The 22,243-nt window shown below is 38.1% G+C and carries 23 protein-coding genes and 2 tRNA genes; 17 read left to right on the top strand and 8 right to left on the bottom strand.

The features are described from left to right. Nucleotides 1-138 precede the first annotated feature (138 nt). Both ABIB40_RS12295 and ABIB40_RS12290 read left to right on the top strand, forming a co-directional pair. On the top strand, nt 139-621 hold the full coding sequence (locus tag ABIB40_RS12295; RefSeq protein WP_354359462.1) for a response regulator: 483 nt from the start codon (nt 139-141) through the stop codon (nt 619-621). Nucleotides 622-1,032: 411 nt separating this feature from the next. Next, nucleotides 1,033-1,167: a peptide-methionine (S)-S-oxide reductase gene (locus ABIB40_RS12290; protein ID WP_354359460.1), complete on the top strand. Its 135-nt coding sequence runs from the start codon at nt 1,033-1,035 to the stop codon at nt 1,165-1,167. A 318-nt stretch (nt 1,168-1,485) separates the two neighbouring features. On the opposite strand, the gene ABIB40_RS12285 is transcribed toward ABIB40_RS12290, so the two are convergent. The 5 genes from ABIB40_RS12285 to ABIB40_RS12265 form a co-directional block, all read right to left on the bottom strand. Beyond that, nucleotides 1,486-1,872, bottom strand: coding sequence for a LytR/AlgR family response regulator transcription factor (locus ABIB40_RS12285; protein ID WP_354359458.1), 387 nt, complete (start codon nt 1,870-1,872; stop codon nt 1,486-1,488). 752 nt (nt 1,873-2,624) lie between these two features. Continuing rightward, nucleotides 2,625-2,709 (bottom strand) — tRNA-Leu (locus ABIB40_RS12280). Between the two features lie 52 nt (nt 2,710-2,761). Continuing rightward, nucleotides 2,762-2,834 (bottom strand) — tRNA-Gly (locus tag ABIB40_RS12275). A 140-nt stretch (nt 2,835-2,974) separates the two neighbouring features. After that, nucleotides 2,975-3,292: a hypothetical protein gene (locus tag ABIB40_RS12270; RefSeq protein ID WP_354359456.1), complete on the bottom strand. Its 318-nt coding sequence runs from the start codon at nt 3,290-3,292 to the stop codon at nt 2,975-2,977. Nucleotides 3,293-3,346: 54 nt separating this feature from the next. Then, on the bottom strand, nt 3,347-3,580 hold the full coding sequence (locus ABIB40_RS12265; protein WP_354359454.1) for a hypothetical protein: 234 nt from the start codon (nt 3,578-3,580) through the stop codon (nt 3,347-3,349). A gap of 301 nt (nt 3,581-3,881) precedes the next feature. On the opposite strand from ABIB40_RS12265, the gene ABIB40_RS12260 reads away from it, so the two are divergent. The 5 genes from ABIB40_RS12260 to uxuA all read left to right on the top strand — a co-directional run bounded on the left by ABIB40_RS12260 (nt 3,882) and on the right by uxuA (nt 7,558). Next, complete coding sequence (locus ABIB40_RS12260; protein WP_354359453.1) at nt 3,882-4,679, top strand: sialate O-acetylesterase; 798 nt, start codon at nt 3,882-3,884, stop codon at nt 4,677-4,679. 39 nt (nt 4,680-4,718) lie between these two features. Next, a complete protein-coding gene (locus tag ABIB40_RS12255; RefSeq protein ID WP_354359451.1) occupies nt 4,719-5,051 on the top strand; it encodes an SDR family NAD(P)-dependent oxidoreductase in 333 nt (110 codons plus the stop codon). Beyond that, on the top strand, nt 5,044-5,550 hold the full coding sequence (locus ABIB40_RS12250; protein WP_354359718.1) for an SDR family oxidoreductase: 507 nt from the start codon (nt 5,044-5,046) through the stop codon (nt 5,548-5,550). The genes ABIB40_RS12255 and ABIB40_RS12250 overlap by 8 nt, the downstream gene beginning before the upstream one ends. A gap of 78 nt (nt 5,551-5,628) precedes the next feature. Further along, entirely contained in the window at nt 5,629-6,225 is a 597-nt protein-coding gene (locus ABIB40_RS12245) for a hypothetical protein (RefSeq protein ID WP_354359449.1), read from the top strand. Between the two features lie 133 nt (nt 6,226-6,358). After that, complete coding sequence (uxuA, locus tag ABIB40_RS12240) at nt 6,359-7,558, top strand: mannonate dehydratase (RefSeq protein ID WP_354359447.1); 1,200 nt, start codon at nt 6,359-6,361, stop codon at nt 7,556-7,558. A gap of 424 nt (nt 7,559-7,982) precedes the next feature. Here uxuA and ABIB40_RS12235 read toward each other — a convergent pair whose 3' ends face one another. Beyond that, entirely contained in the window at nt 7,983-8,462 is a 480-nt protein-coding gene (locus ABIB40_RS12235) for a regulatory protein RecX (protein WP_354359445.1), read from the bottom strand. A gap of 57 nt (nt 8,463-8,519) precedes the next feature. Here ABIB40_RS12235 and ABIB40_RS12230 point away from each other — a divergent pair, with 57 nt between their 5' ends. The 9 genes from ABIB40_RS12230 (at nt 8,520) to ABIB40_RS12190 (ending at nt 18,667) form a co-directional block, all read left to right on the top strand. Next, the gene (locus ABIB40_RS12230) at nt 8,520-10,973 is read left to right on the top strand and encodes a bifunctional UDP-N-acetylmuramoyl-tripeptide:D-alanyl-D-alanine ligase/alanine racemase (protein WP_354359443.1); all 2,454 of its coding nucleotides are present in this window, start codon (nt 8,520-8,522) and stop codon (nt 10,971-10,973) included. A gap of 62 nt (nt 10,974-11,035) precedes the next feature. Then, nucleotides 11,036-11,626 (top strand): DUF502 domain-containing protein, encoded by a 591-nt coding sequence (locus ABIB40_RS12225; protein ID WP_354359441.1) that lies wholly within the window; start codon nt 11,036-11,038, stop codon nt 11,624-11,626. Nucleotides 11,627-12,089: 463 nt separating this feature from the next. Beyond that, complete coding sequence (locus ABIB40_RS12220) at nt 12,090-12,740, top strand: ABC transporter ATP-binding protein (protein WP_354359439.1); 651 nt, start codon at nt 12,090-12,092, stop codon at nt 12,738-12,740. 45 nt (nt 12,741-12,785) lie between these two features. Further along, nucleotides 12,786-13,265 (top strand): ATP-grasp domain-containing protein, encoded by a 480-nt coding sequence (locus ABIB40_RS12215; RefSeq protein WP_354359437.1) that lies wholly within the window; start codon nt 12,786-12,788, stop codon nt 13,263-13,265. Next, complete coding sequence (locus ABIB40_RS12210; RefSeq protein ID WP_354359435.1) at nt 13,265-13,888, top strand: HAD family hydrolase; 624 nt, start codon at nt 13,265-13,267, stop codon at nt 13,886-13,888. Before ABIB40_RS12215 ends, ABIB40_RS12210 begins: the two co-directional genes overlap by 1 nt. After that, nucleotides 13,878-15,368 carry a S41 family peptidase gene (locus ABIB40_RS12205; RefSeq protein ID WP_354359433.1) on the top strand — a complete coding sequence of 497 codons (1,491 nt, stop codon included), beginning with the start codon at nt 13,878-13,880 and terminating at the stop codon, nt 15,366-15,368. The genes ABIB40_RS12210 and ABIB40_RS12205 overlap by 11 nt, the downstream gene beginning before the upstream one ends. A 119-nt stretch (nt 15,369-15,487) precedes the next feature. Continuing rightward, on the top strand, nt 15,488-15,757 hold the full coding sequence (locus ABIB40_RS12200) for a hypothetical protein (RefSeq protein ID WP_354359431.1): 270 nt from the start codon (nt 15,488-15,490) through the stop codon (nt 15,755-15,757). A 285-nt stretch (nt 15,758-16,042) separates the two neighbouring features. Beyond that, nucleotides 16,043-17,137 carry a DNA-processing protein DprA gene (dprA, locus tag ABIB40_RS12195; RefSeq protein WP_354359429.1) on the top strand — a complete coding sequence of 365 codons (1,095 nt, stop codon included), beginning with the start codon at nt 16,043-16,045 and terminating at the stop codon, nt 17,135-17,137. A 168-nt stretch (nt 17,138-17,305) separates the two neighbouring features. Beyond that, a complete protein-coding gene (locus ABIB40_RS12190; protein WP_354359427.1) occupies nt 17,306-18,667 on the top strand; it encodes a pyridoxal-phosphate dependent enzyme in 1,362 nt (453 codons plus the stop codon). A 438-nt stretch (nt 18,668-19,105) separates the two neighbouring features. On the opposite strand, the gene murA is transcribed toward ABIB40_RS12190, so the two are convergent. Then, the gene (gene murA, locus ABIB40_RS12185; RefSeq protein ID WP_354359425.1) at nt 19,106-20,431 is read right to left on the bottom strand and encodes a UDP-N-acetylglucosamine 1-carboxyvinyltransferase; all 1,326 of its coding nucleotides are present in this window, start codon (nt 20,429-20,431) and stop codon (nt 19,106-19,108) included. Nucleotides 20,432-20,638: 207 nt separating this feature from the next. Further along, the gene (locus ABIB40_RS12180; protein ID WP_354359423.1) at nt 20,639-21,307 is read right to left on the bottom strand and encodes a DUF4290 domain-containing protein; all 669 of its coding nucleotides are present in this window, start codon (nt 21,305-21,307) and stop codon (nt 20,639-20,641) included. A 555-nt stretch (nt 21,308-21,862) separates the two neighbouring features. Here ABIB40_RS12180 and ABIB40_RS12175 point away from each other — a divergent pair. Continuing rightward, on the top strand, nt 21,863-22,054 hold the full coding sequence (locus tag ABIB40_RS12175) for a tyrosine-type recombinase/integrase (protein WP_502931060.1): 192 nt from the start codon (nt 21,863-21,865) through the stop codon (nt 22,052-22,054). The last annotated feature ends 189 nt before the right edge of the window (nt 22,055-22,243 follow it).

The raw sequence follows: 22,243 nt of genomic DNA, 5'->3' as shown, positions 1-22,243 counted from the left end.
TCAGCTCACGATATAAAAGAGTTTCAAGGTTACTTTTCAAACTTTAAATTTATAAAAATCATGTTCAAATGCGAATTTAATCCACAAAAAATGTTGCTAGAGGAAAAATAGAAGAATACACACTCCAAACAGTTATAAGTGAAACTTTTAATTTTAATCGATGTTAGTGTTACAGAAATGGCCTGTGTAAAGGTGCTCGGGGGAAAATTAGAGGAAGTGGAAAACAGAAAACGAATATTGATAGTAGATGATGATCAAGACATTCTTGACGTACTTGTAATGCTGATGGAAATGGAGGGTTTTTCTGCAATCGGCATCTTAGACGCCTCCAAGTTCTACAAAACACTTTCTGGGTTCAATCCTGATTTGGTAATGTTAGACATTATGTTGGGGCATGTTGATGGACGCGACCTTTGCAGGATGGTCAAATCAAATGTGTTGACCGAAAAATTGCCTGTCATCATGGTATCGGCAGGCCATAGGGAAACGACCGCAAACCAACACTATCATCCAGATGGATTTATTCAAAAGCCGTTTGATATTCAGTTGGTTGTGAACACAATTAATAAAAATTTGATCACTTCAGAATACGATTCGTTATTGCCTAATTTTAAAAACTAAAATGTCTATTTTGTTTTTGTATAATAACTTTCATTTTTTGAGATGATACCTATGTGCCTATCCATCCGTTTAAAGCTACTGTTTTTTGGTTTATTTCGCCAACTTATAAATTATAGAAGCAAAACACGACATTTATCGTAAACTTCTCTGAAAATAAAACACATTTTACATCTTTTTTTATATATTTTAATGGATTGGACACAAAAATAAAACATTACGAACTGTTAATTCAGAAGTGAATTATTCGTGTATGGGAGATGGCGTGAACAGACCTTAATGACGGAAAAGCAATAAGATTTATTCAGGGTACTACTTGGGATGATTGATACGGACGTAGGATATATAGGTGGTGAAAAGAAAATCCAACTTATCGAAATCAATTCTGTCATGTTAAAGGAATTGAAATAACCTATGACCCTGAAAAAAGACTTTAGAGAAATCCTCGCTTATTTTTATCGAATTCATAATCCATCAACAATAGACAAAAAGGCCAATGATAGAGGGTCGAGCTATCATTCAGCAATTTTCATTGGTCACAATCGTTAGTTGAAGCTATCCACTTTAATGCAAGAGTTCCAGGGTCTAAAAATTTTTTCACAAAGTATAATGAGTTATCACTGTTTGTTAACTTACAGCGCAAAATCAATTTGAGGCACTTTCTACCAATAGTGCAGGGAGTTTGTAAAGTCAGTTGTCAGGATATTACGAATGCACGTTCTTTTTTAGCCATCGTTTTAGGAGATTGAAAGTGTTTTATACATTGTACACAGCACAACGATAGCATGCAAGAACTGATTTCTATAAGGTAAAGAAATTGTAAATTATAAAAAAATATCTTTACTTAACAGCATTTAACTTGCTAAACTACTGATAGGATAGAGAGGTAACAACTGCCCTGTTGACCGAAAAGAGGAGTTTTTGAAAATCAACTGGCTTTACCAAGAAATTATCGGCGTAAACCTCAAAGGCAGCCAATGCATGTTCGGGATGGCCAGTTACGAAGATTATGTACTCTACCTCTTCACTAAGAAAAGAAGCGATATCCAATCCAGAAATTTCCATATTTATATCTAAAAAGAGGAAGTCTAATTTTTGTTGTTTTTGAATCTCGTCAATAGCCAGCAAAGGATTTGTATAACTTTTAACCAAGGTTAGCTTCGGTATCATCGAGATATATTTAGTTAAAATTCCAACCGAAATGGTATCATCATCTATAATCGCGCATCTATATTTGTTTTCTGAGTTTCTCATTCTTAAACAGATACGACCAAACAAACAATGTGGATGGAAATACAACTTATTAGAGTGGTTTTCATTGGTGCTAATAAAAAATCACAACTGACCCTTTATTTAATATGGACCGCAATAAGCAAATTGAACAACAAAAATTTAGAATCAGCAAAAAAACTATTTCAGCAGAAAATTCAATCTAATATTGAAAAGCTCGCAGAAAATAGGTCGTTGCTTTAAGAGCTAGAGTATAAAATTCAAAGGTTGCTGGTGCTATACACATTCAGCCAAAAATTGAGGCAAGAGCGGCACACCTTTCAATATCCATTCCTAAATTTATTTATTCAGATAATACCCCGAAGCTCTGCTTCTACGGTTAGAGCGGAAAGTTTGAAAAAGAAGAGTTTTCATAAGGCTAAAAATAGACTCTCTGCCACCAATACCCGATAGCTCTACTTCGGGGTCATTTATGATCCAAATTGTGTATTATAGAAATATCACCGGTAGCTTAGAACATCATCGTTTTTCTGAAAACGTGCCAAATTTCCATTAAGTTTTGATGAAAATCTGAACATATTTTCTTCGTAATTACTCATGTCGGAACGGGAAATGATATTCTGCTGTGTGAAATAAAAGGGGTTTGACGCGCTCTTATGAATGAAAAACAAGCCTCGAACCTGCTCAAAAGCCGTTTTAAAGACTTGGCTCTACCAGCTGAGCCACTTTCATTTTTAAAATAAAAAACCTTCTTACACATAAGTAAGAGGGTTCAGTACTCGGAGCGGGAATCGAACCCGCACGCCTGTTGAGGGCACAGGATTTTAAGTCCTGCGTGTCTACCAGTTCCACCATCCGAGCTTAAAAGCAATGAGCTTTTAAAATAAATGCCTCCTGGTAGGAAGGCATTTAGAGCGAAAGACGAGATTCGAACTCGCGACCCCGACCTTGGCAAGGTCGTGCTCTACCAACTGAGCTACTTTCGCATAACGTTTTACCGTTTGTTTTTGGTGATGCAAATATAGCGAGTTTTATAAACCTAGCAAGTTATTTTTTATAAAAATTTAGCCGATATGTTTAAAATGCTGTTTATCATGTACATAATTTGGTGTTTTGCTATCTAACTTTAATGTATTTCCTCCCTGTTGCCGTTTTGTTCCGCAAGGTGGTGTTTAAGGTGGTGTTTAATGAAGTGGAAATAGTTGGCCCAATCAAAGGCGGTAATGCCATGTTTTCCTTCTCTTAAATGATAGCCCAATTGAGCACCATGTATCGGTTGGTTCACAGCGGGCATCTTATCGGTTGGCAAACCTGCAAAATGATAAAGTTTATAAACAGGTTCAGTTGCCTTTAGTGCTAAAAATTCTCCCTTTGGATCTTCGTTTAAATCCTCTTCTGCACTGCCCACATATAAAGGTCGTGGAGCCATCAAAGCTAAAACCATGTGTTGATCGAAATTGCGAAACGCTATTAATTCTATACCAAACTTACCTTCACGTTAGGTATGGTTGTCGGTAAAAGGGTCTGTCGCATTCCAAGTGTGCGGAATCGATATTTTTTGCCATAAACTATCACTCATCGCTGGTGTTTCGGCAAACTCTAAACCACCAGGATAAAACTTCCAGCCTTGGTCGATTTTAGTTATTTTAGGATTTTGCGCCCAAACGCTTAAACAAAAAAGCCAAGAAACACTAAAGAAGAGGAGTTGCTTCATCCGGATAGTTACCATCATTTGATTAGTTTTGATCGAGCTGCAATTTAGAGACTTCGTTACGCCAAAATACCATAGTATTAGTTCAAATAAGCAGGTGATATGTTAAATAGGTGCTGAAATAATGAACGAAGTGAAATATTTGGAGTAAAAAAATTGTTGTTGATCAAACTGACCTAAATGTCTGCTATATCTGCAACATTTATCTGTTAATTTTAAAGATGATGCTGTACATTTGAAATCGTAATCGTTGCCGACAATTGTATTCTCCATCTCATGAAGCATTTTTCTGGCCGCGCAATGTTTTAATCTATACATCACCATGAATAAAAAATCGACCAGGTATTTAGGCTTATCTTTAGCATTGGCAACAACTCTTTTTTCTTGTAACGTTACCCGAAACGCGATGAAAAACAACAACAAAGACATTTATATTTTAATGGGACAGTCTAACATGTCTGGGCGAGGTTATTTAACTCCCGAAAACCAAGCATTGGGTAATCCGAAAGTACAGGTATTTACAGAAGACTTATCTTGGAAAGAGGCGCATAATCCGCTTCATTTCGATAAGCCAAAAGCAGTTGGTGTTGGGCCAGGATTATCTTTCGGTATGGCTATGGCCGATGCGAATTCGAAAGTAGAAATAGGGTTGGTACCAACTGCTGTGGGTGGTACGTCTATCAATTCTTGGGTGCCGGGAGCAAAAGATAAAAGTACTGGCAAATATCCGTATGATGATGCGGAGAAGAGGATAAAAGCCGCCATGAAATACGGCACGATAAAAGGAATTATTTGGCATCAGGGAGAATCTGATAGCAATGAAAAGGGAGTAGAAAGTTATATGCCCAAGTTGAAAGCCTTAATAGAAAGGGTTAGAAAATTAACAGGAAACGAAAATTTGCCTTTTGTTGCGGGTCAGTTGGGACAGTTTAGCGAATATTATACTGCTTTTAATAAAATGATTCTATCACTCCCTGCCGAAGTACCCCACACCGCATTAGTCAATACAGAAGGCTTAGTTGATCGAGGAGATAAAACACATTTCGAAGCAAATTCTGCCATAAAACTAGGCCAAAGGTATGCCGAAAAGATGCTGGAATTACAGAAGACAGAAAAATAACAACAATAGACGTTAACGATAAAAATTTTAGATAATAGCATGGAAAATAATAACAAACAAGATCTTTTTTCTTTAAATGGGAAAGTAATTGTGGTTACGGGCGGTACTGGAATACTTGGAGAATCCTTTGTAAACATACTTGCCCATCACGGCGCAACAGTTATTATACTTGGCAGAAACAAAAAAGTGGCCGATGAACGGGTAAAAACCATCATTGCCACAGGTGGCAAGGCTTATGCGGCAATTTGTGATGTGTTGGATGCGAAAAGTTTAGAGCATGCAAAAGCCGAAATCGTAAATAAATATGGCGCCATCCACGGTTTGGTAAATGCAGCTGGAGGCAATATGCCAGGCGGCGTATTAGATCCCTAAAGAATCGGTTTTTAGTTTAAATATAGATGGGTTAAAACAAGTACTCGACCTAAATTTAATCGGTACTATTTTGCCTACCCAAATTTTTGGAGAAGAAATTGCAAAACATGGTAGCGGCAGCATTGTAAACATATCGTCTATGGCTTCGCAACAAGCTATTACCAAGGTTTTAGGCTATAGTTTGGCTAAAGCCGGAATAGAAATTTACACCAAATGGTTCTCTGTAGAATTGGCCAATCGGTACGGAGATCAAATAAGGATGAACGCCATTGCGCCAGGGTTTTTCCTTACAGAACAGAATAGAGATCTGCTAACCAACCCCGATGGTTCTTTTAAAGAACGCGGAAAATTAGTGGTACAAAATACACCGTTTAAACGTTTCGGTAGGCCCGATGAGCTGAGCGGCGCATTGGTTTATTTGTTAAGCGATGCCTCTAAATTTGTAAGCGGAACCGTTTTAACGGTAGATGGCGGTTTCTCTATTTTTAGCGGCGTTTAGTTAAATTAAGATTGTATAAAGCGTCTGTAATTCATCAGGCTTTTTATGCGATAAATTATCAATACAATTCCTACATCCATGAAAAATATTTTTTTATTGGTTTTTGCGCTCTTTACGTTAAAAGCATCTGCAGAGATTAAATTACCTGCTTTGGTTGGCGATCACATGGTTTTACAACAACAAGCCAAAGTAAACTTTTGGGGAAGCGCTAATCCAAATTCGACTGTTACGGTTACCACTTCCTGGGATAAAAAACCTTACCAAACCAAAGCAGAAAAGAATGGCCAATGGCAATTAAATGTGCAAACGCCTTCTGCTGGTGGTCCTTTCGATATTAAAATAAGTGATGGAAACGCAATAACATTACACGATGTTTTGATTGGCGAGGTATGGATTTGTTCCGGGCAATCTAACATGGAGATGGCCATGCGCGGTAATTCATCACCCATTTTAAACGCCAACCAGATTATTTTAAATGCCGATAATGATAACATTAGGTTGTTTAAGGTGAAAACGGCTAGTTCTTTATCGCCTTTGGCGGATGTTGAAGGCGATTGGAAAACTTGCACTTCTGCCTCGGCCAGAGATTTTAGTGCCATAGACACTAGCGTAAATAGAAATCTCATTCTTCAAATTCGGGTATGCGCCCATACCCCGCCTGTTTTATTTTCATAGAATTATATGACCTGAACAACATTTTTTTAACATGGGCATCGCTTTTAAACTTTACCAACATATCGAAACATAAAAATAGTAGTTTTGTGTCTGCGATTATGCTGCGTGCGCGCAATGAATTTGAGAAAATACAATGACTGAGATAAAAAAATTGGAGCAAACCTTTCGTTGGTTTGGTCCGAATGATGAAGTAACATTGGCAGATATTAGACAAACTGGTGCCACGGGCGTGGTTACCGCTTTGCATCATATTCCCTGTGGCCATGTTTGGTCGATTGAAGAAGTGGCCAAACGCAAGGACGAGATAGAAAATGCAGGTTTAACTTGGTCTGTGATAGAAAGCATAAACATACATGAATCTATTAAGATTGGTTCGGCAGACCGGGATGAATGGATTGAGAAATATATTCAGTCCTTAAAACATGTTTCAGAAATGGGTTTAAGCATTGTTTGCTACAACTTTATGCCTGTGTTAGACTGGACTAGAACCAACCTCGATTTTATTTTGCCAAATAGGGCAAGTGCTTTAAAATACGATGCTGTAGCGCTTGCCGCTTTTGACCTTTTTATTTTGGAAAGAGAAGGCGCTGAAAAAGATTTTTCTACAGAACGCATTGTTGACGCAAAGGCTTATTTTGACGGCCTTTCTAAAGAAGAAAAGGAAACCTTGCAAAATACAATTATGGCAGGGTTGCCCGGTACAGATGAGGTGTTTACTCCTGAGGAGTTTAAAAGGCATTTAAAGAAATATGAACAGGTAGATGCAAGCGTGCTGCGCGAAAATTTAGCTTATTTTTTAAGAGCCATTGTTCCAGATGCCGAGAAAATGGGCATTAAAATGTGTATTCATCCAGATGATCCACCTTTTCCAATTTTAGGTTTGCCAAGGGTTGTTTGCAATGCAGATGATTTAGAGTATATTGTTTCTTCAGCGCCATCCCCAGCCAATGGAATTACATTTTGTACGGGTTCATTAGGTGCAAATCCTGCAAATAATCTACCAGAAATGCTTAAACGTTTTGGTCCGCATATTCATTTTTTACATTTAAGAAATGTTACCAAAGAGGCAAACGGTAGTTTTTATGAAGCCGATCACCTAAACGGCGATAATGATATGGCTAATATTATGGAAGCTGTTATCCGCGAACAACAATCGAGACAAGAACAGGGTAGAGATGATGTAGCGATACCTGTGCGTCCAGATCACGGGCATAAAATTTTGGCCGATGTAAACCAACATGCTTATCCAGGATATTCTGTAACGGGTAGGATGAAGGGCTTGGCAGAATTGCGCGGATTGGAACTTGGGCTGAGAAAGGGATTATTGGGGTAGGAGGAGAACAAGGAATGAGGAGCAAAAGCTTGACGGTAAGGTTATGGCGCTTAAGCTCCCCTCCTTATTTCCAAGGAGGGGTTGGGGGTGGTTTCGTATGTTTGGGGAATAAAACCATGCTGAAACAAGTTCAGTATGATAAGAAGACGGTTTTAGCCGCCTGACATCCTGCAAATTCTAAAATCATCTGAATCAAGATTTTCAGGATTAATAGATGAACAAGATTATGGCGTAAAAAATCCTCTAATCCTCAAAATCCTGATTCAGACAATATAAAAAGATACTGAAACGAGTTCAGTAGGACGATTAAATGGATTTAGATACCTAAATCTACTTAATCCTAAAATCTCGCAAATCTCGATTCAGACAACTTTAAACCAGACATGTGAGATGTCTCCTGACGTCGACGATACCTGGTGATAACTTATTCCTCATCCAAACATTCCAAAATCAACTCCCGCTCAAAACCTCGACCTTGCAAGTAGGAGACGAGCTTATATTTTCTTTTCTGTGGATTTTTTTCGGTATTAACCTTTTCCTTTTTTGCGAGTAGTTTTTTAAGAATTTCTAAATATTCTTCCTCATCAACGCTATACAGCGCTTTGTTCAAAATCCGATCTGGAACACCTTTTAACTTTAACCCTTGTTTTATCTTTTGTCGGCCCCAATGGTTTATTCTGAGTTTGCCCGAGGTATATGCTTTTGCAAAGCGCTCTTCATTTAAAAAATTGTTTAAAATCAATTCTGTTAAAATTTCTTCCAACTCATCACCTCTCATTCCCCATTCTACCAATTTGTAACGCACTTCATTTTGACTGCGTTCTTGATAGGCACAGAAATTTTCTGCCTTTGCCAATGCCTGTTTTTTATCTAAATATATGTTTGGTTTTTTATCGGTTTTCATAAATATTTGCCCAACTTCGTAAGATAAAAAGCGCAGAAGCTATTTAGATTTTTGTTGATGGAAAAACCAATATACACAATTAATAAAATTGCCGAAATTTTATCCGCGGAAGCGAGCATAAAAAACGAAGACTATGTAATAACGCAACTGTTAATAGACACCAGATTAATTCTGCAGCCCGAAAGTGCGTTGTTTTTAGCGTTGGATGGGCACAGAGATGGCCATTTGTTTATTGAGGATGCGTACAAAAAGGGAATTAGGAATTTTTTAATTAGCGAAAGAAAGTATTTAATAAAATATGCAGACGCAAATTTTTTAGTAGTCAATGATGTGCTTAAAAGCTTACAAAAACTAGCCAAATTTCACCGCAAACAATTCGATTTAAAAACGATCGCGATTACTGGGAGCAATGGTAAAACCATCGTAAAAGAATGGCTTTGCCAATTGTTGGCTTCAGATTTTAACATTGTTAAAAGTCCAAAAAGCTACAATTCTCAAATTGGCGTACCCTTGTCAGTTTGGCAGATAAGTGAAGAAAATAACCTCGGTATTTTCGAAGCTGGGATTTCTACGGTAAACGAAATGCAACAATTGGAGGAAATTATCCAGCCTCAAATAGGTATTTTAACCAACATTGGCCAAGCGCATGCCGAAGGCTTTGCAAGCGAAACCGATAAGCTGGAGGAAAAGCTAAAGCTCTTTAAAGACGTAGAGGTGTTTATTTATCCTAAACATTTGGCTGCAAAGTTTCCAGAAGTAACGCTGCCCGGCAAGACTCAGTTTAGTTGGAGCGGAAAAGAGCCAGCAGACCTCCAAGTTATTGAAAAAATAATAGATGGAAATTGTTGTTTTCTAAAAGCTGTTTATAAAGGGGAGGAAGCCACTTGTCGGTTTCCATTTATAGACACGGCGCATATAGAAAATGGGTTAATTTGTTGGGCAACATTATTATCACTAGGATATAAGCAGCAAGATATAGTTTCGAGGTTGACTTTATTGAGCCCAATTTCTATGCGTTTAGCACTAAAAGATGGCATAAATAATTGCACCATTATAGACGATTCTTACAGTGCCGACATATCATCGCTTATTATTGCACTAGATTTTTTAAATCAACAAAACCAACATACCCAAAAAACGGCTATTTTATCTGATTTTGCCGAAACCGGACACAGCAACGAGCAATTGTACGGCGTAATCTCAAACTTGCTTCAAAAAAGAAATGTGCAAAGGTTAATTGGCATTGGCCCCAATATTACCAAGAATAGTTATTTATTTCCAGCAACCTCGCTGTTTTTTCCAGACACAGCGTCTTTTTTAGCGCAATCGCGTAAGCTTTCGTTTAACAACGAAACCATTTTGGTTAAAGGGGCAAGAACCTACCAGTTCGAAAAAATAAGTAAAGTGCTTACTAGAAAAGTGCATGATACTGTTTTAGAGGTTAACTTAAATGCTATGCTGGCAAACTTACAACAGTACAGAGCGATGTTGAGGCCAGGAGTGAAAATTATGGCGGTAGTTAAGGCTTTTTCTTACGGAAGTGGAAGTTTCGAAATTGCAAATTTGCTCCAGTTTCATGGGGTAGATTATTTAGCGGTGGCTTACGCAGATGAGGGCGTTGCATTAAGAGATGCTGGTATTTCCTTACCTATTATGGTTATGAGCCCAGAAGAATATGCTTTAGAGGCAATGATTGAGAGAAATTTGGAGCCTGAAATATTTAGCCTCGAAATTTTAAAAAGTTTTATGGATCTATTGCCAGATGCTGAAACCCAATTTCCCATCCATATTAAATTAGACACAGGCATGCATCGCTTAGGTTTTAATGCCGATGAAATAGAGGAGTTAGGCAAAATTCTAACATCATCTAAAAAAATAAAAGTAAAAAGTATTTTTTCGCATTTTGTGGCTAGCGATGCAGAGGTATTCGATGAATTTAGTCGCCAACAGATTGAGCAATTTACAAGAGAATCGCAATTTTTGATTAGTAAACTTGGTTACAGACCTATATTGCATTTGGCGAACACCTCGGGCATTAGCAGGTTTCCAGAAGCTCAATTAGATATGGTTAGGCTGGGCATAGGATTATACGGTTTCGATGGTGCTTGTAAGGAAGCTTTCCAAAGGGTAGCGACGTTAAAAACTACCGTTACGCAGGTAAAAGAGTTGCTGCCCGGTGAAACAGTTGGATACCACCGCATTGGAAAAATGCCAAACGGAGGAAAGGTTGCCACGGTAAAAATCGGTTTTGCCGATGGGTACAATCGGGGGCTTGGAAATGGCGTTGGCCACATGATGATTGCTAACAAACTTGTGCCTACATTGGGTTCTATTTGCATGGATATGACCATACTTGATGTAACCGGCCTAGATGTAAAACCCGGGGATGAGGTGATTGTTTTTGGTGAAAACCCGAAGATTGGTGATTTAGCAGATCAACTTAACACCATTACCTACGAGGTTCTTACAAATGTATCTCAACGTGTAAAACGAGTTTATTTTTACGAATAAAACAATTGGATCACTAAACCTCAAACAAATTTTTTAAGTCTTTTTTTGTGTAAATTTACCGTATGAACAAACTCGGCAAAGCGTTGCTTAATTATTTGATTAAAGGCCTGTTAGTGGTACTGCCGATTGCCGTTAGCGTAATGTTGTTGGTCTGGGCTGTATCTACGGTAGATAGCTGGATCAATGTAAATAATATATTGGGTGTAAATCCGGCTACTGGCGCAAGTAGAAATATTCCGGGCCTCGGGCTATTGTCTGTGCTTACTGTGGTGTTGCTTACTGGTTTTTTTGTAACCAATTTGGTTACCGAGCCGATGTATAATTTTTTTAGGCGCCTTAAACATCGTTTACCGTTATTTAATTTTATCTACACTTCTATAAAAGACCTTACCGAAGCATTTGTTGGTGAAGAGAAAAAATTTAACCACCCAGTTTTGGTAGAAGTAGAAGGCGGCTTAAAAAAAATTGGCTTTTTAACGCAGAGCCATTTAGAGAAATTTAATTTGCCCGATCAAGTGGCGGTTTACTTTCCGCTTTCTTATTCTTTTGCAGGGCAACTTTGCATTGTTGATAAAGATAAAGTACAAGATTTAAAAATGAGCGCTGCGGATGCCATGAAATTGGTGGTTAGTGGGGGCGTGAGTGGGCTTTAAATAAGTATCAAGTAGCTAGTGTTTAGTTGGTAGATAACTAAATTATTAATTTTAATTTGGGCGTTCCCTGCGGGCGGGCTTTCCGTTTCAATCTTTTTTGGCAGAAAAAGCCAAAAAAGGATTTCTACTTCAATCCCTAACGCGGCATGGCGTAAATAAAAAGTATTTAAATTATACAAACGGTTTGCAAGCTCAGAAATCAATCTTTAAACAGCTCCATCGGAGCGGACGAATTAATAGTAGTGGGTTTCAACCCACTGCATCTTTTTGGACAACGCCAAAATAGAAAAATTTAACCCCAGGGCTTTAAAAGTTGGGGCGGATAAATGTATTTCCTTCAATCCCTAACGCAAAAGAATAGTAGCCGTAGAAAAAACAAGGTGTTTTATAAATTCTTTAAAAAGCATTTTTTTTACCCTCTGTTTGCATCAAATTCTAAATCCTTTTTTGCTATTTTTGCGTTATGCTAAAAGCCACCGATGTTACCAAATCGTACGGAAAACTACAGATATTAAAAGGTGTGAACCTCGAAATAAAAAAAGGCGAAATTGTAAGCATCATTGGTCCATCTGGTGCCGGAAAAAGCACGTTGCTGCATATTTTAGGAACTTTAGATAAACCAGACTTGGGAACGGTGTCTCTTAAAGATACCATAACGAGCAAGTTAAGCGGTAAAAGTTTGAGTAGTTTTAGGAACCAAAACATTGGTTTCGTATTTCAATTTCATCATTTATTGCCAGAGTTTAGTGCGTTAGAAAACATCTGTATTCCTGCTTTTATCGCCAAGAAAAGCAAAAAACAGGCAGAGGCAAGGGCTACCGAACTGCTAACGATGTTTGGCCTCGAAGCCAGAGCCCATCACAAACCCAATCAGCTTTCTGGTGGCGAGCAGCAGCGCGTGGCGGTAGCAAGGTCGCTTATTAACAATCCTTCGATTATTTTGGCCGATGAACCTTCCGGGAATTTAGATTCGGAAAATGCAGAAGCTTTACATAGTTTGTTTGGGCGCTTACGAGATGAGTTTGGCCAAACCTTTGTAATTGTTACGCATAACGAACATTTGGCTACCGCCAGCGATAGGGTAGTGTCTATGAAAGACGGTTTGATTGTTTAGCTCTTTCTCAATTAATCAGTGCAAACACAACAAACAAAAACTAATTTGAATATTCTCATTACTGGAGGAAAAAATGCCAAAGTTTTTAAGCTGTTAAAAGCTTTTAATCACAGTTTTGTGGTTTTTGGCGACTATGATGAAATGCCAGCAATCTCAACAGCGAGTTACTGCTTTGCAAATCTGGGAAAAAAAAATACGCAAAGTATAGCGCACGTGCTGTTAAACTTTTGCCTTTCTGAATCGATTGATGTGCTTATCCCAACCTATAATTTCGAAATTGAACAAATGGCAAAGGCAGTACAGCTTTTTGCCGAGTACAATATTGAGGTTTTACTTCCTGCCATGGATGAATTAGAGATTTATCTGCGAGAGACAAATTTTATAAATCCGGCGTTTATAGTTGTTAAAAAAGGAGAGTGGCTATTTTCTTCAACAGGAAATACTGCTCAAAAACTACAAAATAATTTAAGTGGAGTTTTTGAAGTGGAAGCGGAAACGCAGAAATTAAAGCTATTTTTGGTTTAATGATGGATATTACTTCCTTATTAACCGACAAAAAAGCAATTATTGTTGAGCTAGACGACGTGTTGTTTCCGAAAAAAGATTATGATCTACAGATTTACTACCTTTTTGCGCAGTTTTTGGAGATGGCCGGAGAACATTCGGCTGGTGAAATAGTCGAGTTTATAAAAGAGCAAGACAATTGGGACGATGAAAATTCTATTTTTGATAGATTGGCCCAAAAGTTTGATTTTGTTAAAAAGTACAAAGCTAACTTTGATCGGCTTTATAAAACAGCGAGGTTGCCGCTAAAGCTCTTTTTATACCAAAAGATGTGCGATTTTTTATCGCTTGCAGTTGAGCGAGGAATACCTATTTTTTTGGTTACCGACGGCGATCCAGAAACCCAACTGAATAAAATAAAACAAATAAACTGGCTTGGGCTGGAGAAGAATGTTAGGATTTTTTTTGCTGATGGACTCGAACAGCCCATTTACAAAGTGCTGGCTAACCTATTGGAAGATAATAATTTATTGGCTTCGGAAGCGTTATCGGTCTCTAAAAATAAATTAGTTTATTCGCGATCTAATTCGCTAAATTTAACGTATGTTTCAATAACAGAAATTATAACCGAATATGACCAATAAAAAAAGAATAATACAAAATTCCGCTCTAGGAATTTTGTTGGTTATTGTAGCCTTCTCAACTGCTTGTAAGAAAAATAATAATGTTGATCAACCTTCAACAAGAGACCAACTTACAAAAGATTCTATTTATCTGTATGCCCAGCAAATTTACCTTTGGAATTCTAGTTTGCCTTCATTTGCTTCTTTTAATCCAAGAAAGTATCCGTCTAACGATGCCTTATTATATGCACTCACTCAAATCCCGATAAATCCCCAAACAGGAAGGTCTTATGAGTATGTGCCTAATGAGGCACGTCCAAAATACTCTTTTATAGATGATGGAACTGTTGCTTCAGAAATTGGTGGAGTTGCAGGTGATTTTGGCTTTTCTGTTTTTTATGCGAGCGATAACGATTTGAGAATAAAGTATGTGTACGCATCATCTCCTGCCGCTGGTCAAGATTTAAAACGCGGATATCAAATTACCCAGATTAACGATTTTACAGATATAAATACCAGTGATGCTAGCATTAAAAAAGTAGTAGATGCAATTTTTGGTAGTGCGGCTAAAGTTACGCTTACCGTAAAAAAACCTGATGGAACAAGCCAAAATGTTGTTGTTAATAAAGCCACGTATAACATCAACCCAGTATTGTACACCCATACCTACACAGTTGGTGCAAAAAAAGTAGGTTACATCGTTTTTAACAGTTTTACAGATAATTCTGTTCCTCAGTTAGATGCCGCTTTTGCTACTTTTGCCTCAAATGGTGTGAAGGAACTGATTGTAGATTTGAGGTATAATGGCGGCGGTGCGGTGTCTACTTCAGCACAATTTACCAATTTGATAGCACCTGCTTCTCAAAACGGAAAGGTGATGTTTACTTATTTTTTCAATAAAACCATGCAAGATAAAAAGGCCACTATATTGAAAAATCAGCAATTCCGAAATTCAGATGGTTCAATAGGTAATTATTTTGATTCATTCGATTATTCAACTTCGTTCAACAAAGAAACTTTTACAAAGCGAGGAACTTTAGAGGGAATTACTAGAGTATATTTCCTTGTAACCGGCGGCACTGCCTCTGCAAGCGAATTGTTAATCAATAATTTAAAACCCGTAGTAGATGTTAAATTAATAGGTAGACAAACTTATGGTAAACCAGTTGGTTTTTTCTCTGTACAAATTGATAAAAACGACCTTTATATTCCGCAATTCCAGACTAAAAACCAGTTAGATCAAGGTGATTATTTTGATGGATTTACACCAGATAAAATAGTTAACGACGATGTAACCAAAGAGTTTGGAGATCCAACAGAGGGAATGCTTTCACAAGCGCTTTACTATTCTCAAAACGGACGGTTTACCTCTTACGTAAATGACAATGGCATTAGCAGCACTTCGCCAATGTCTCGATCTAAAATGGCCGATCTTACAGGAAAGTTAGATCACTCTTTTAAAGGCATGGTAGACGATAGGCATCCGAAATTTAAAAAGTAGTATCAAATTTTTTATAAAAGCTGGTGCATGGCATCTGGCTTTTTTTTAACTTAAATGGGGTGGACGTTTGCATTTAAGGCAAATTTGTAATACCCTTGCGTAAATATTTCAAATTAAGAATGATATCGATAGAGTTGGTGGAGAAAGACCACATTAAGTACCTAAATATAATTGACTCAAAAAACATTAACCTACATGAATTTAAGAGTAAATTAGAAGATGCACAGCGCTTGGGAAACGAGTTCAAATCCAAGGCAAACATTACATTTAACACTACCATAGGCCCTAAGCGGGTTTACACAACCGTTTGGTCTGTAACAGAAAAGTACATTCAACTAAAAAATAACATACACATTCCGCTGGCAAGTTTGATAGATATAGATTATTGAGGCATAAAAACCGGATTGTAGAGTAAAGACTAAACCTTAAAGACCAAAGCTGAAAGACCAAAGCGGAAAGCTCAAAGCTAAAAGCTTAAAGCTAAAGACTAAAGCGAAAAGTTCAAAGCGGAAAGCTTAAAGCTAAAGACTAAAGCGAAAAGTTCAAAGCTTAAAGTCTAAAGCCTAAAACTTAAATACCATAACCCATAACCCATAACCTATAACCCATAACCTATAACCCATAACCTATAACCCATAACCCATAACCTATAACCCATAACCCATAACCTTCTCTTGAGCACGCTCCACAAAATTGCCTTAACGTTTATAAAGCTTGTAGGACCCGCAACGGCCAAGAGCTTGTTGGCTTATTGTGGAAGCGCAGAAAATGTTTTTTCGGCCAGCAAAAAACAGTTGGCACAAATTCCAGGTATTGGCGCTAAAACAATAGAAGCTGTACAAAATACGGGGGCTTTGCAACGGGCAGAAGAAGAGTTAAAATTTGTAGAAAAGCATGGCATAGAAACGATGTTTTTTTCTGATGATAACTTTCCTCATCGGTTAAAGCACTGTGCAGACGGGCCGCTGTTGTTGTATTTTAAAGGCAAAGCAGATTTAAATCATCCTCGCATTATTAGTATAGTTGGTACAAGGAACGCTACAGAATATGGCAAAAATCTCTGTAAACAACTTGCAGAACAACTAGCCCCATATAATGTAATGGTGGTTAGCGGCTTAGCTTATGGAATAGATGTTGCGGCGCACAAAGAATGTGTAAACAACCAAATCCCTACAGTTGGCGTTTTGGGGCATGGTCTAGATCGGCTTTATCCGCAATTACATAGAAGTGTGGCCCAACAAATGGTTTTAAATGGTGGGTTGCTCACCGAATTCCCAACGCTCACCAATCCCGATAGACAAAATTTTCCTCAACGCAACAGAATTATTGCTGGCATAGCCGACGCAACTATTGTGGTAGAAGCATCGATAAAAGGTGGCGCGTTAATTACTGCACATATTGCAAATTCTTACAACAGAGACGTGTTTGCTTATCCCGGTAGGACAACAGATGTGTTTTCTGAAGGTTGTAATTTTTTAATTAAAACCAATCGCGCAGCACTTATAAACGACGTTAACGATTTGGTTTATTATTTAGGTTGGGATACCGAAGTGCTGAAGAAGAAACAGCAAATTCAAACTGCGCTACATTTAAATTTAACCGTTAATGAGCAAAAGGTGGTTGATTGTTTAAAATCTGGGCAATTAGCGGTAGATGAGCTTGCCATACAACTAACTACGCAGCAAAGCAAGTTGGCTATTGTATTGCTTACGCTAGAGATGCAAGGAATTATTGTTTCGTTGCCAGGAAAAATTTATAAGTTAACTTAACGGTTATTTACAAAGGCGACGAAGTGCTTTTTACAGAATTTTAGTTGTTTGATAGTTTTTTCTTAAGCCTAAAAGCAATAATGTTTTGTTAATGGAGTATTTTCCTTATAATATTTCGTTAGACCTCTAATACCTATTTAAGTAATCTGTTTTAGCTATTTTTGTAACATGTGGTACAATAACATATTAGAAACAATCGGCAATACACCTTTGGTGCGTTTAAATTCTATCACCAAAGGAATTGAGGCTACAGTTTTGGCTAAAATAGAAACTACAAATCCGGGCAATTCTATAAAAGATAGAATGGCAATAAAGATGATAGAGGTTGCAGAGCAGAACGGAAGCCTAAAACCTGGTGGCACTATTATAGAGGGTACTTCTGGCAACACTGGTATGGGCTTGGCCATGGCTGCCATTATTAAGGGCTACAAATGTATTTTTACCACAACAGATAAACAATCTAAAGAAAAAGTAGATGCGTTGCGCGCTTTTGGAGCAGAAGTTATTGTTTGCCCAACCAACGTAGAGCCAGAAGATCCACGGTCTTATTATTCTGTTTCTTCTCGTTTAGAAAGAGAAACGCCCAACGCGTGGAAACCAAACCAATATGATAACCCTGCAAACAGCCAAGCACATTATGAGCAGACTGGTCCAGAGATTTGGGAACAAACCGAAGGAAAGATTACGCATTTGGTTGTTGGAGTTGGTACCGGTGGAACCATTTCTGGCGCGGGCAAATTCCTTAAAGAAAAAAATCCAAATATTAAAGTGTGGGGAATAGATACCTATGGATCGGTTTTTAAAAAATACAAAGAAACGGGTATTTTAGATAAAAATGAGATCTATCCCTACATCACCGAAGGTATTGGAGAAGATTTCTTGCCAAAGAATGTAGATTTTGAAGTGATTGATCTTTTTGAAAAAGTGACTGATAAAGACGCCGCCCTAATGACCCGAGAAATTGCCCGAAAGGAAGGTATCTTTATAGGTAACTCTGCTGGCGCTGCGGTAGCGGGTTTGTTGCAGTTGAAAGATAAATTGAAGCAGGAAGATGTGGTGGTAGTTATTTTTCATGATCATGGCAGCAGGTACATGGGTAAAATGTACAACGAAGACTGGTTGCGGGAGCGTGGTTTCTTAAAAGATGAAAAGCTAACCGCAAAAGCCATTTTGGCGAAGAAAGATCACGTAGAGATTGTTACTTTAGATGCTAAGCAGACGGTTTTAGAGGCCATTAATACGATAAAATCTTTAAATATTTCTCAGATTCCCGTTACCCAGCAGGGAATGATCGTGGGTAAGATTGCAGAAACAGAAATTCTCTCTGCTTTGCTTGAAAATCCGGGATTAAGATCTGCATCGGTTGCCGAAATTATGACTTCTACTTTTCCTTTTGTAGACTTGAATACTTCTATCGATAAGATCTCGGCGATGATCAACAAAGAAAACTCGGCAGTGCTTGTAGAAAATGCCAATGGAAAAATCGACATCATTACGCAGTACGATATTATAGAAGCGATAAGCGGGTGAGGGGGAAATCAGAAATCGGAAGTCAGAAATCAGTTTTGATCCCTGATAGAAAATAGGAGTTAGGTTTTGGGTAAATCGTTTATCGTTACTGATGGTATCTGTCTTACCGCCATACTGAACTCGTTTCAGTATCTTTTTTTGTCTGAATCAGGATTTGGAGGATTTAAGGATTAGAGGGTTTTTTACGCCATAATCTTGTTCGTCTATTAATCCTGAAAATCTTGATTCAGATGATTTAAGGATGCAGGTTGTTTATGTATCGCTGTTCGACATCTTCCGTACGGCGATGTCGAACTTCTAGTAAAAAGGGATTTAAAATCCCAAAAAAATGAAAGACCATTTTTAGAATTGGGAAATTTGCTCTATCAATACTTCGGGATGCCCAGTCTTTATTGTTTATTCCTTGATCCTTAATCCTCTCCTAACTTCTAACCCTTCTTAATGTGCCGCTGCTTCTCCTTCAATCCTTTTAATCTGCGCGCCCAAACTTCTTAGTCGCGTATCAATATCTTGATAGCCGCGTTCAATTTGCTCTATGTTGTAAATGGTAGAAGTACCTTCTGCAGATAAAGCCGCAATGAGCAGGGAAACGCCAGCCCTAATGTCGGGTGATGTCATGCTGATGCCACGCAATTGATACTTCTTGTCAATTCCGTTAACGGTAGCCCTATGCGGATCGCAGAGAATGATCTGAGCGCCCATATCTATCAACTTATCTACAAAGAACAAGCGACTTTCGAACATTTTTTGGTGGATAAGCACGTTGCCTTTTGCCTGTGTGGCAACCACCAACACAATGCTTAATAAATCTGGCGTAAATCCCGGCCAGGGCGAATCTGCAATGGTAAGGATAGAGCCATCAATAAAAGTATCAATTTCGTAGTGTTTTTGCGAAGGCACGTAAATATCATCGCCACGACGCTCTAATTTGATCCCGAGTTTTTTAAACACCTCAGGGATTACGCCAAGCTCATCATAGCATACATTTTTAATGGTAATTTCAGATTCTGTCATGGCCGCCATACCAATAAAAGAACCGATTTCTATCATATCGGGCAGCATTCTATGCTCGGTTCCGCCAAGTTTTTTTACGCCCTCTATGGTTAACAAATTAGAACCGATGCCCGATATTTTAGCACCCATCCTGTTCAGCATTTTGCAAAGCTGTTGTAAATAAGGTTCGCAGGCGGCGTTGTAAACTGTTGTAATGCCCTTCGCTAAAACTGCAGCCATTACAATATTGGCTGTTCCCGTAACCGATGCTTCATCTAATAAAATATAGGCGCCTTGCAAATTGCTGGCATCTACATTAAAAAAAGACTTTTTGCTATCGTACACAAACTTAGCACCCAGTTTTTCGAAGCCAATAAAATGGGTGTCTAACCTACGGCGGCCAATCTTATCGCCCCCAGGTTTTGGTATCGCCGCTTTCCCAAATCGAGCCAACAACGGCCCCACAATCATTATCGAGCCACGTAGGCCACCGCCCTTGGTTTTAAATTCGGCAGATTCGAAATGATCTAGGTTTATGTTTTTTGCCTCGAACGTATAAGTGTCCTTACTTAACCTTTCTACATCAACACCTAAATCACTAAGCAATTCTATCAGCTTATTCACATCTTTAATATCCGGGATGTTGCTAATGGTAATTTTTTCTTCAGTGAGTAAAACAGCAGCCAAAATTTGCAACGCTTCATTTTTTGCACCCTGAGGGGTTATTTCGCCTTTTAATTTTATAGCACCGGTTATTTCAAATGCACTCATAATTTTAGAATTTGTTGATTAAATTTTCATCTTATAGCTACGAAGAAAAGCCTAGCTCTAAATAAGTTTTTATTGTTTAGAAACTGATAAGTTTTACCCTCTTATTTGTCTGTCAGTCTAAGTTTATCGAAGACCTTTTGTTAAATGTGCTTCGACAGGCTCAGCACGACAACTTGCGATTTTACGGTTGCAAATTTAAATAGTCTATTAATATTTTGGTTTACTTCTACCTCGGTTGTTGTTGTTATTATTATTATTTTGATGTTTTTTTCCACCATTGCTTCTACCACGATTGTTGTTGTTGTTTTGGCGTGGGTTGGTCTGGCGAACCTCTACTTTTGCTAGGTTAACGTTATCGTCTAAGCGCAACAAACCTCCCGATAAATCATGCAAATCTTTTAAAATGGTCTCATCAGATACGTTGTCTTTGTTAAAACTAACGTAAGCCATCTTCATAAAATTAGCTATGCCTTGCACCATTTCCTTTTTTACGTTTTCATCCTCTTCGCGCATGGCCTTTTCAATCAATTTTTCTACCGTTTTGCCATAATGCTTATAGGTAATGCGCTGCTGCGGATATTTTAAGGGTTCTGGTTTAATGTAGGCATTTTCTATTAGCGGTTTTGGATATGGGCTGTCTACATCGATCTGATAATTAGAGATGATGTGCAGGTGGTCCCAAAGCTTATGTTTAAAATCGGCAACGTCTCTTAAATGCGGCTGTAGAAAACCCATTAGGTCTATTACCGCCTGGGCATATTTGTTGCGTTCTTCTCTGGTTGGCAAACCACAAATGTACTTCACCATATTTTGGACATTGCGGCCATATTCTGACAAAATCAGATGACTGCGCGTAGTATTATAATCGAATTTCATGATTGTTATGATTGAAAAAAAATGGAAACCTTAACCTGCAACACGAATTATGAAATAACCAACACGAGGGAAGGTTAAGAATTCATCGAAATGTCTGTTGCCATTTGCTTGAGGAAACAAAGGTATTAATATTTTTTAAAATGCAACATAGGTAGGCGTCTTTCTTTTGCTCAACCTCGACCTCAAGCTTGGCCTCAACCTTCTTTCGCTTGTTTAGCCATTGGTTGTTTTTCGTGGCAGGCCTTAATCTTAACCTCAACCTTAACCTCGACCTCATCAACGCTTTGGTCTTCTCATTTTTTTTCTCTTTCTTCTTTGTTCCTTGCTCTTTGTTCCTTTTTTTTTTGGGCGGCAATTTCTGGCTGTGCAGGGGTTCCGTTAAGTTTTTTTTCTGAAAGAAAAAACTTAACCCTCATTGCATTCGGCCCTTACCATCCAGGCCGCGTGCCATCTCGAAGTAGCCACCACCAAGTAACTCAAAACCGTTTTAATCTGTAAAACCTTTCTCAAACTGAACAACCAAACACCTCGCCAACTAAATTTATAAAAATCCCGTTGGTTAAACTATTAAACATCCCATCAATTAACCGACGGCATAGTTTTGCTACACATTTGTTAGAACAAGGAACCGATTTGAGATATATACAAGAAATTTTAGGACATAAGAGCAGCAAGACCACCGAAATATATACACATGTAAGCACCAAGAGTTTACAAAATATAAAAAGCCCGTTTGATGATTTATGAAGTTTGCTATATTTACGCAATTAATGAGAGGTAAAACACCCGTAATATCGCAACTTTGGGTTTATTACGGAATGTTTATAGCTCCTATATATAAGTTATAGCCAATTTTAGGACTACACCTATGTAAACAATGAACAGAAAGGAACAACTATATAATTGGCTGACAACGGGTCTTCAACAAAATGCTGA

The organism is Pedobacter sp. UYP30, assembly GCF_040547165.1.
In the GTDB taxonomy this organism is placed as follows: Bacteria; Bacteroidota; Bacteroidia; order Sphingobacteriales; family Sphingobacteriaceae; genus Pedobacter.
Note: the sequence above shows the minus strand (reverse complement) of the source record. Positions and strands in the feature narration are given on the sequence as shown.

Bases quoted from the DNA above. Each gene is read 5' to 3' on its own strand.
- ABIB40_RS12290 (WP_354359460.1), top strand. From the start codon at position 1,033: ATGACCCTGAAAAAAGACTTTAGAGAAATCCTCGCTTATTTTTATCGA.
- ABIB40_RS12285 (WP_354359458.1), bottom strand. From the start codon at position 1,872: ATGAGAAACTCAGAAAACAAATATAGATGCGCGATTATAGATGATGAT.
- ABIB40_RS12270 (WP_354359456.1), bottom strand. From the start codon at position 3,292: ATGGTTTTAGCTTTGATGGCTCCACGACCTTTATATGTGGGCAGTGCA.
- ABIB40_RS12265 (WP_354359454.1), bottom strand. From the start codon at position 3,580: ATGATGGTAACTATCCGGATGAAGCAACTCCTCTTCTTTAGTGTTTCT.
- ABIB40_RS12260 (WP_354359453.1), top strand. From the start codon at position 3,882: ATGAATAAAAAATCGACCAGGTATTTAGGCTTATCTTTAGCATTGGCA.
- ABIB40_RS12255 (WP_354359451.1), top strand. From the start codon at position 4,719: ATGGAAAATAATAACAAACAAGATCTTTTTTCTTTAAATGGGAAAGTA.
- ABIB40_RS12245 (WP_354359449.1), top strand. From the start codon at position 5,629: ATGAAAAATATTTTTTTATTGGTTTTTGCGCTCTTTACGTTAAAAGCA.
- uxuA (WP_354359447.1), top strand. From the start codon at position 6,359: ATGACTGAGATAAAAAAATTGGAGCAAACCTTTCGTTGGTTTGGTCCG.
- ABIB40_RS12235 (WP_354359445.1), bottom strand. From the start codon at position 8,462: ATGAAAACCGATAAAAAACCAAACATATATTTAGATAAAAAACAGGCA.
- ABIB40_RS12230 (WP_354359443.1), top strand. From the start codon at position 8,520: ATGGAAAAACCAATATACACAATTAATAAAATTGCCGAAATTTTATCC.
- ABIB40_RS12225 (WP_354359441.1), top strand. From the start codon at position 11,036: ATGAACAAACTCGGCAAAGCGTTGCTTAATTATTTGATTAAAGGCCTG.
- ABIB40_RS12220 (WP_354359439.1), top strand. From the start codon at position 12,090: ATGCTAAAAGCCACCGATGTTACCAAATCGTACGGAAAACTACAGATA.
- ABIB40_RS12210 (WP_354359435.1), top strand. From the start codon at position 13,265: ATGATGGATATTACTTCCTTATTAACCGACAAAAAAGCAATTATTGTT.
- ABIB40_RS12205 (WP_354359433.1), top strand. From the start codon at position 13,878: ATGACCAATAAAAAAAGAATAATACAAAATTCCGCTCTAGGAATTTTG.
- ABIB40_RS12200 (WP_354359431.1), top strand. From the start codon at position 15,488: ATGATATCGATAGAGTTGGTGGAGAAAGACCACATTAAGTACCTAAAT.
- ABIB40_RS12190 (WP_354359427.1), top strand. From the start codon at position 17,306: ATGTGGTACAATAACATATTAGAAACAATCGGCAATACACCTTTGGTG.
- murA (WP_354359425.1), bottom strand. From the start codon at position 20,431: ATGAGTGCATTTGAAATAACCGGTGCTATAAAATTAAAAGGCGAAATA.
- ABIB40_RS12180 (WP_354359423.1), bottom strand. From the start codon at position 21,307: ATGAAATTCGATTATAATACTACGCGCAGTCATCTGATTTTGTCAGAA.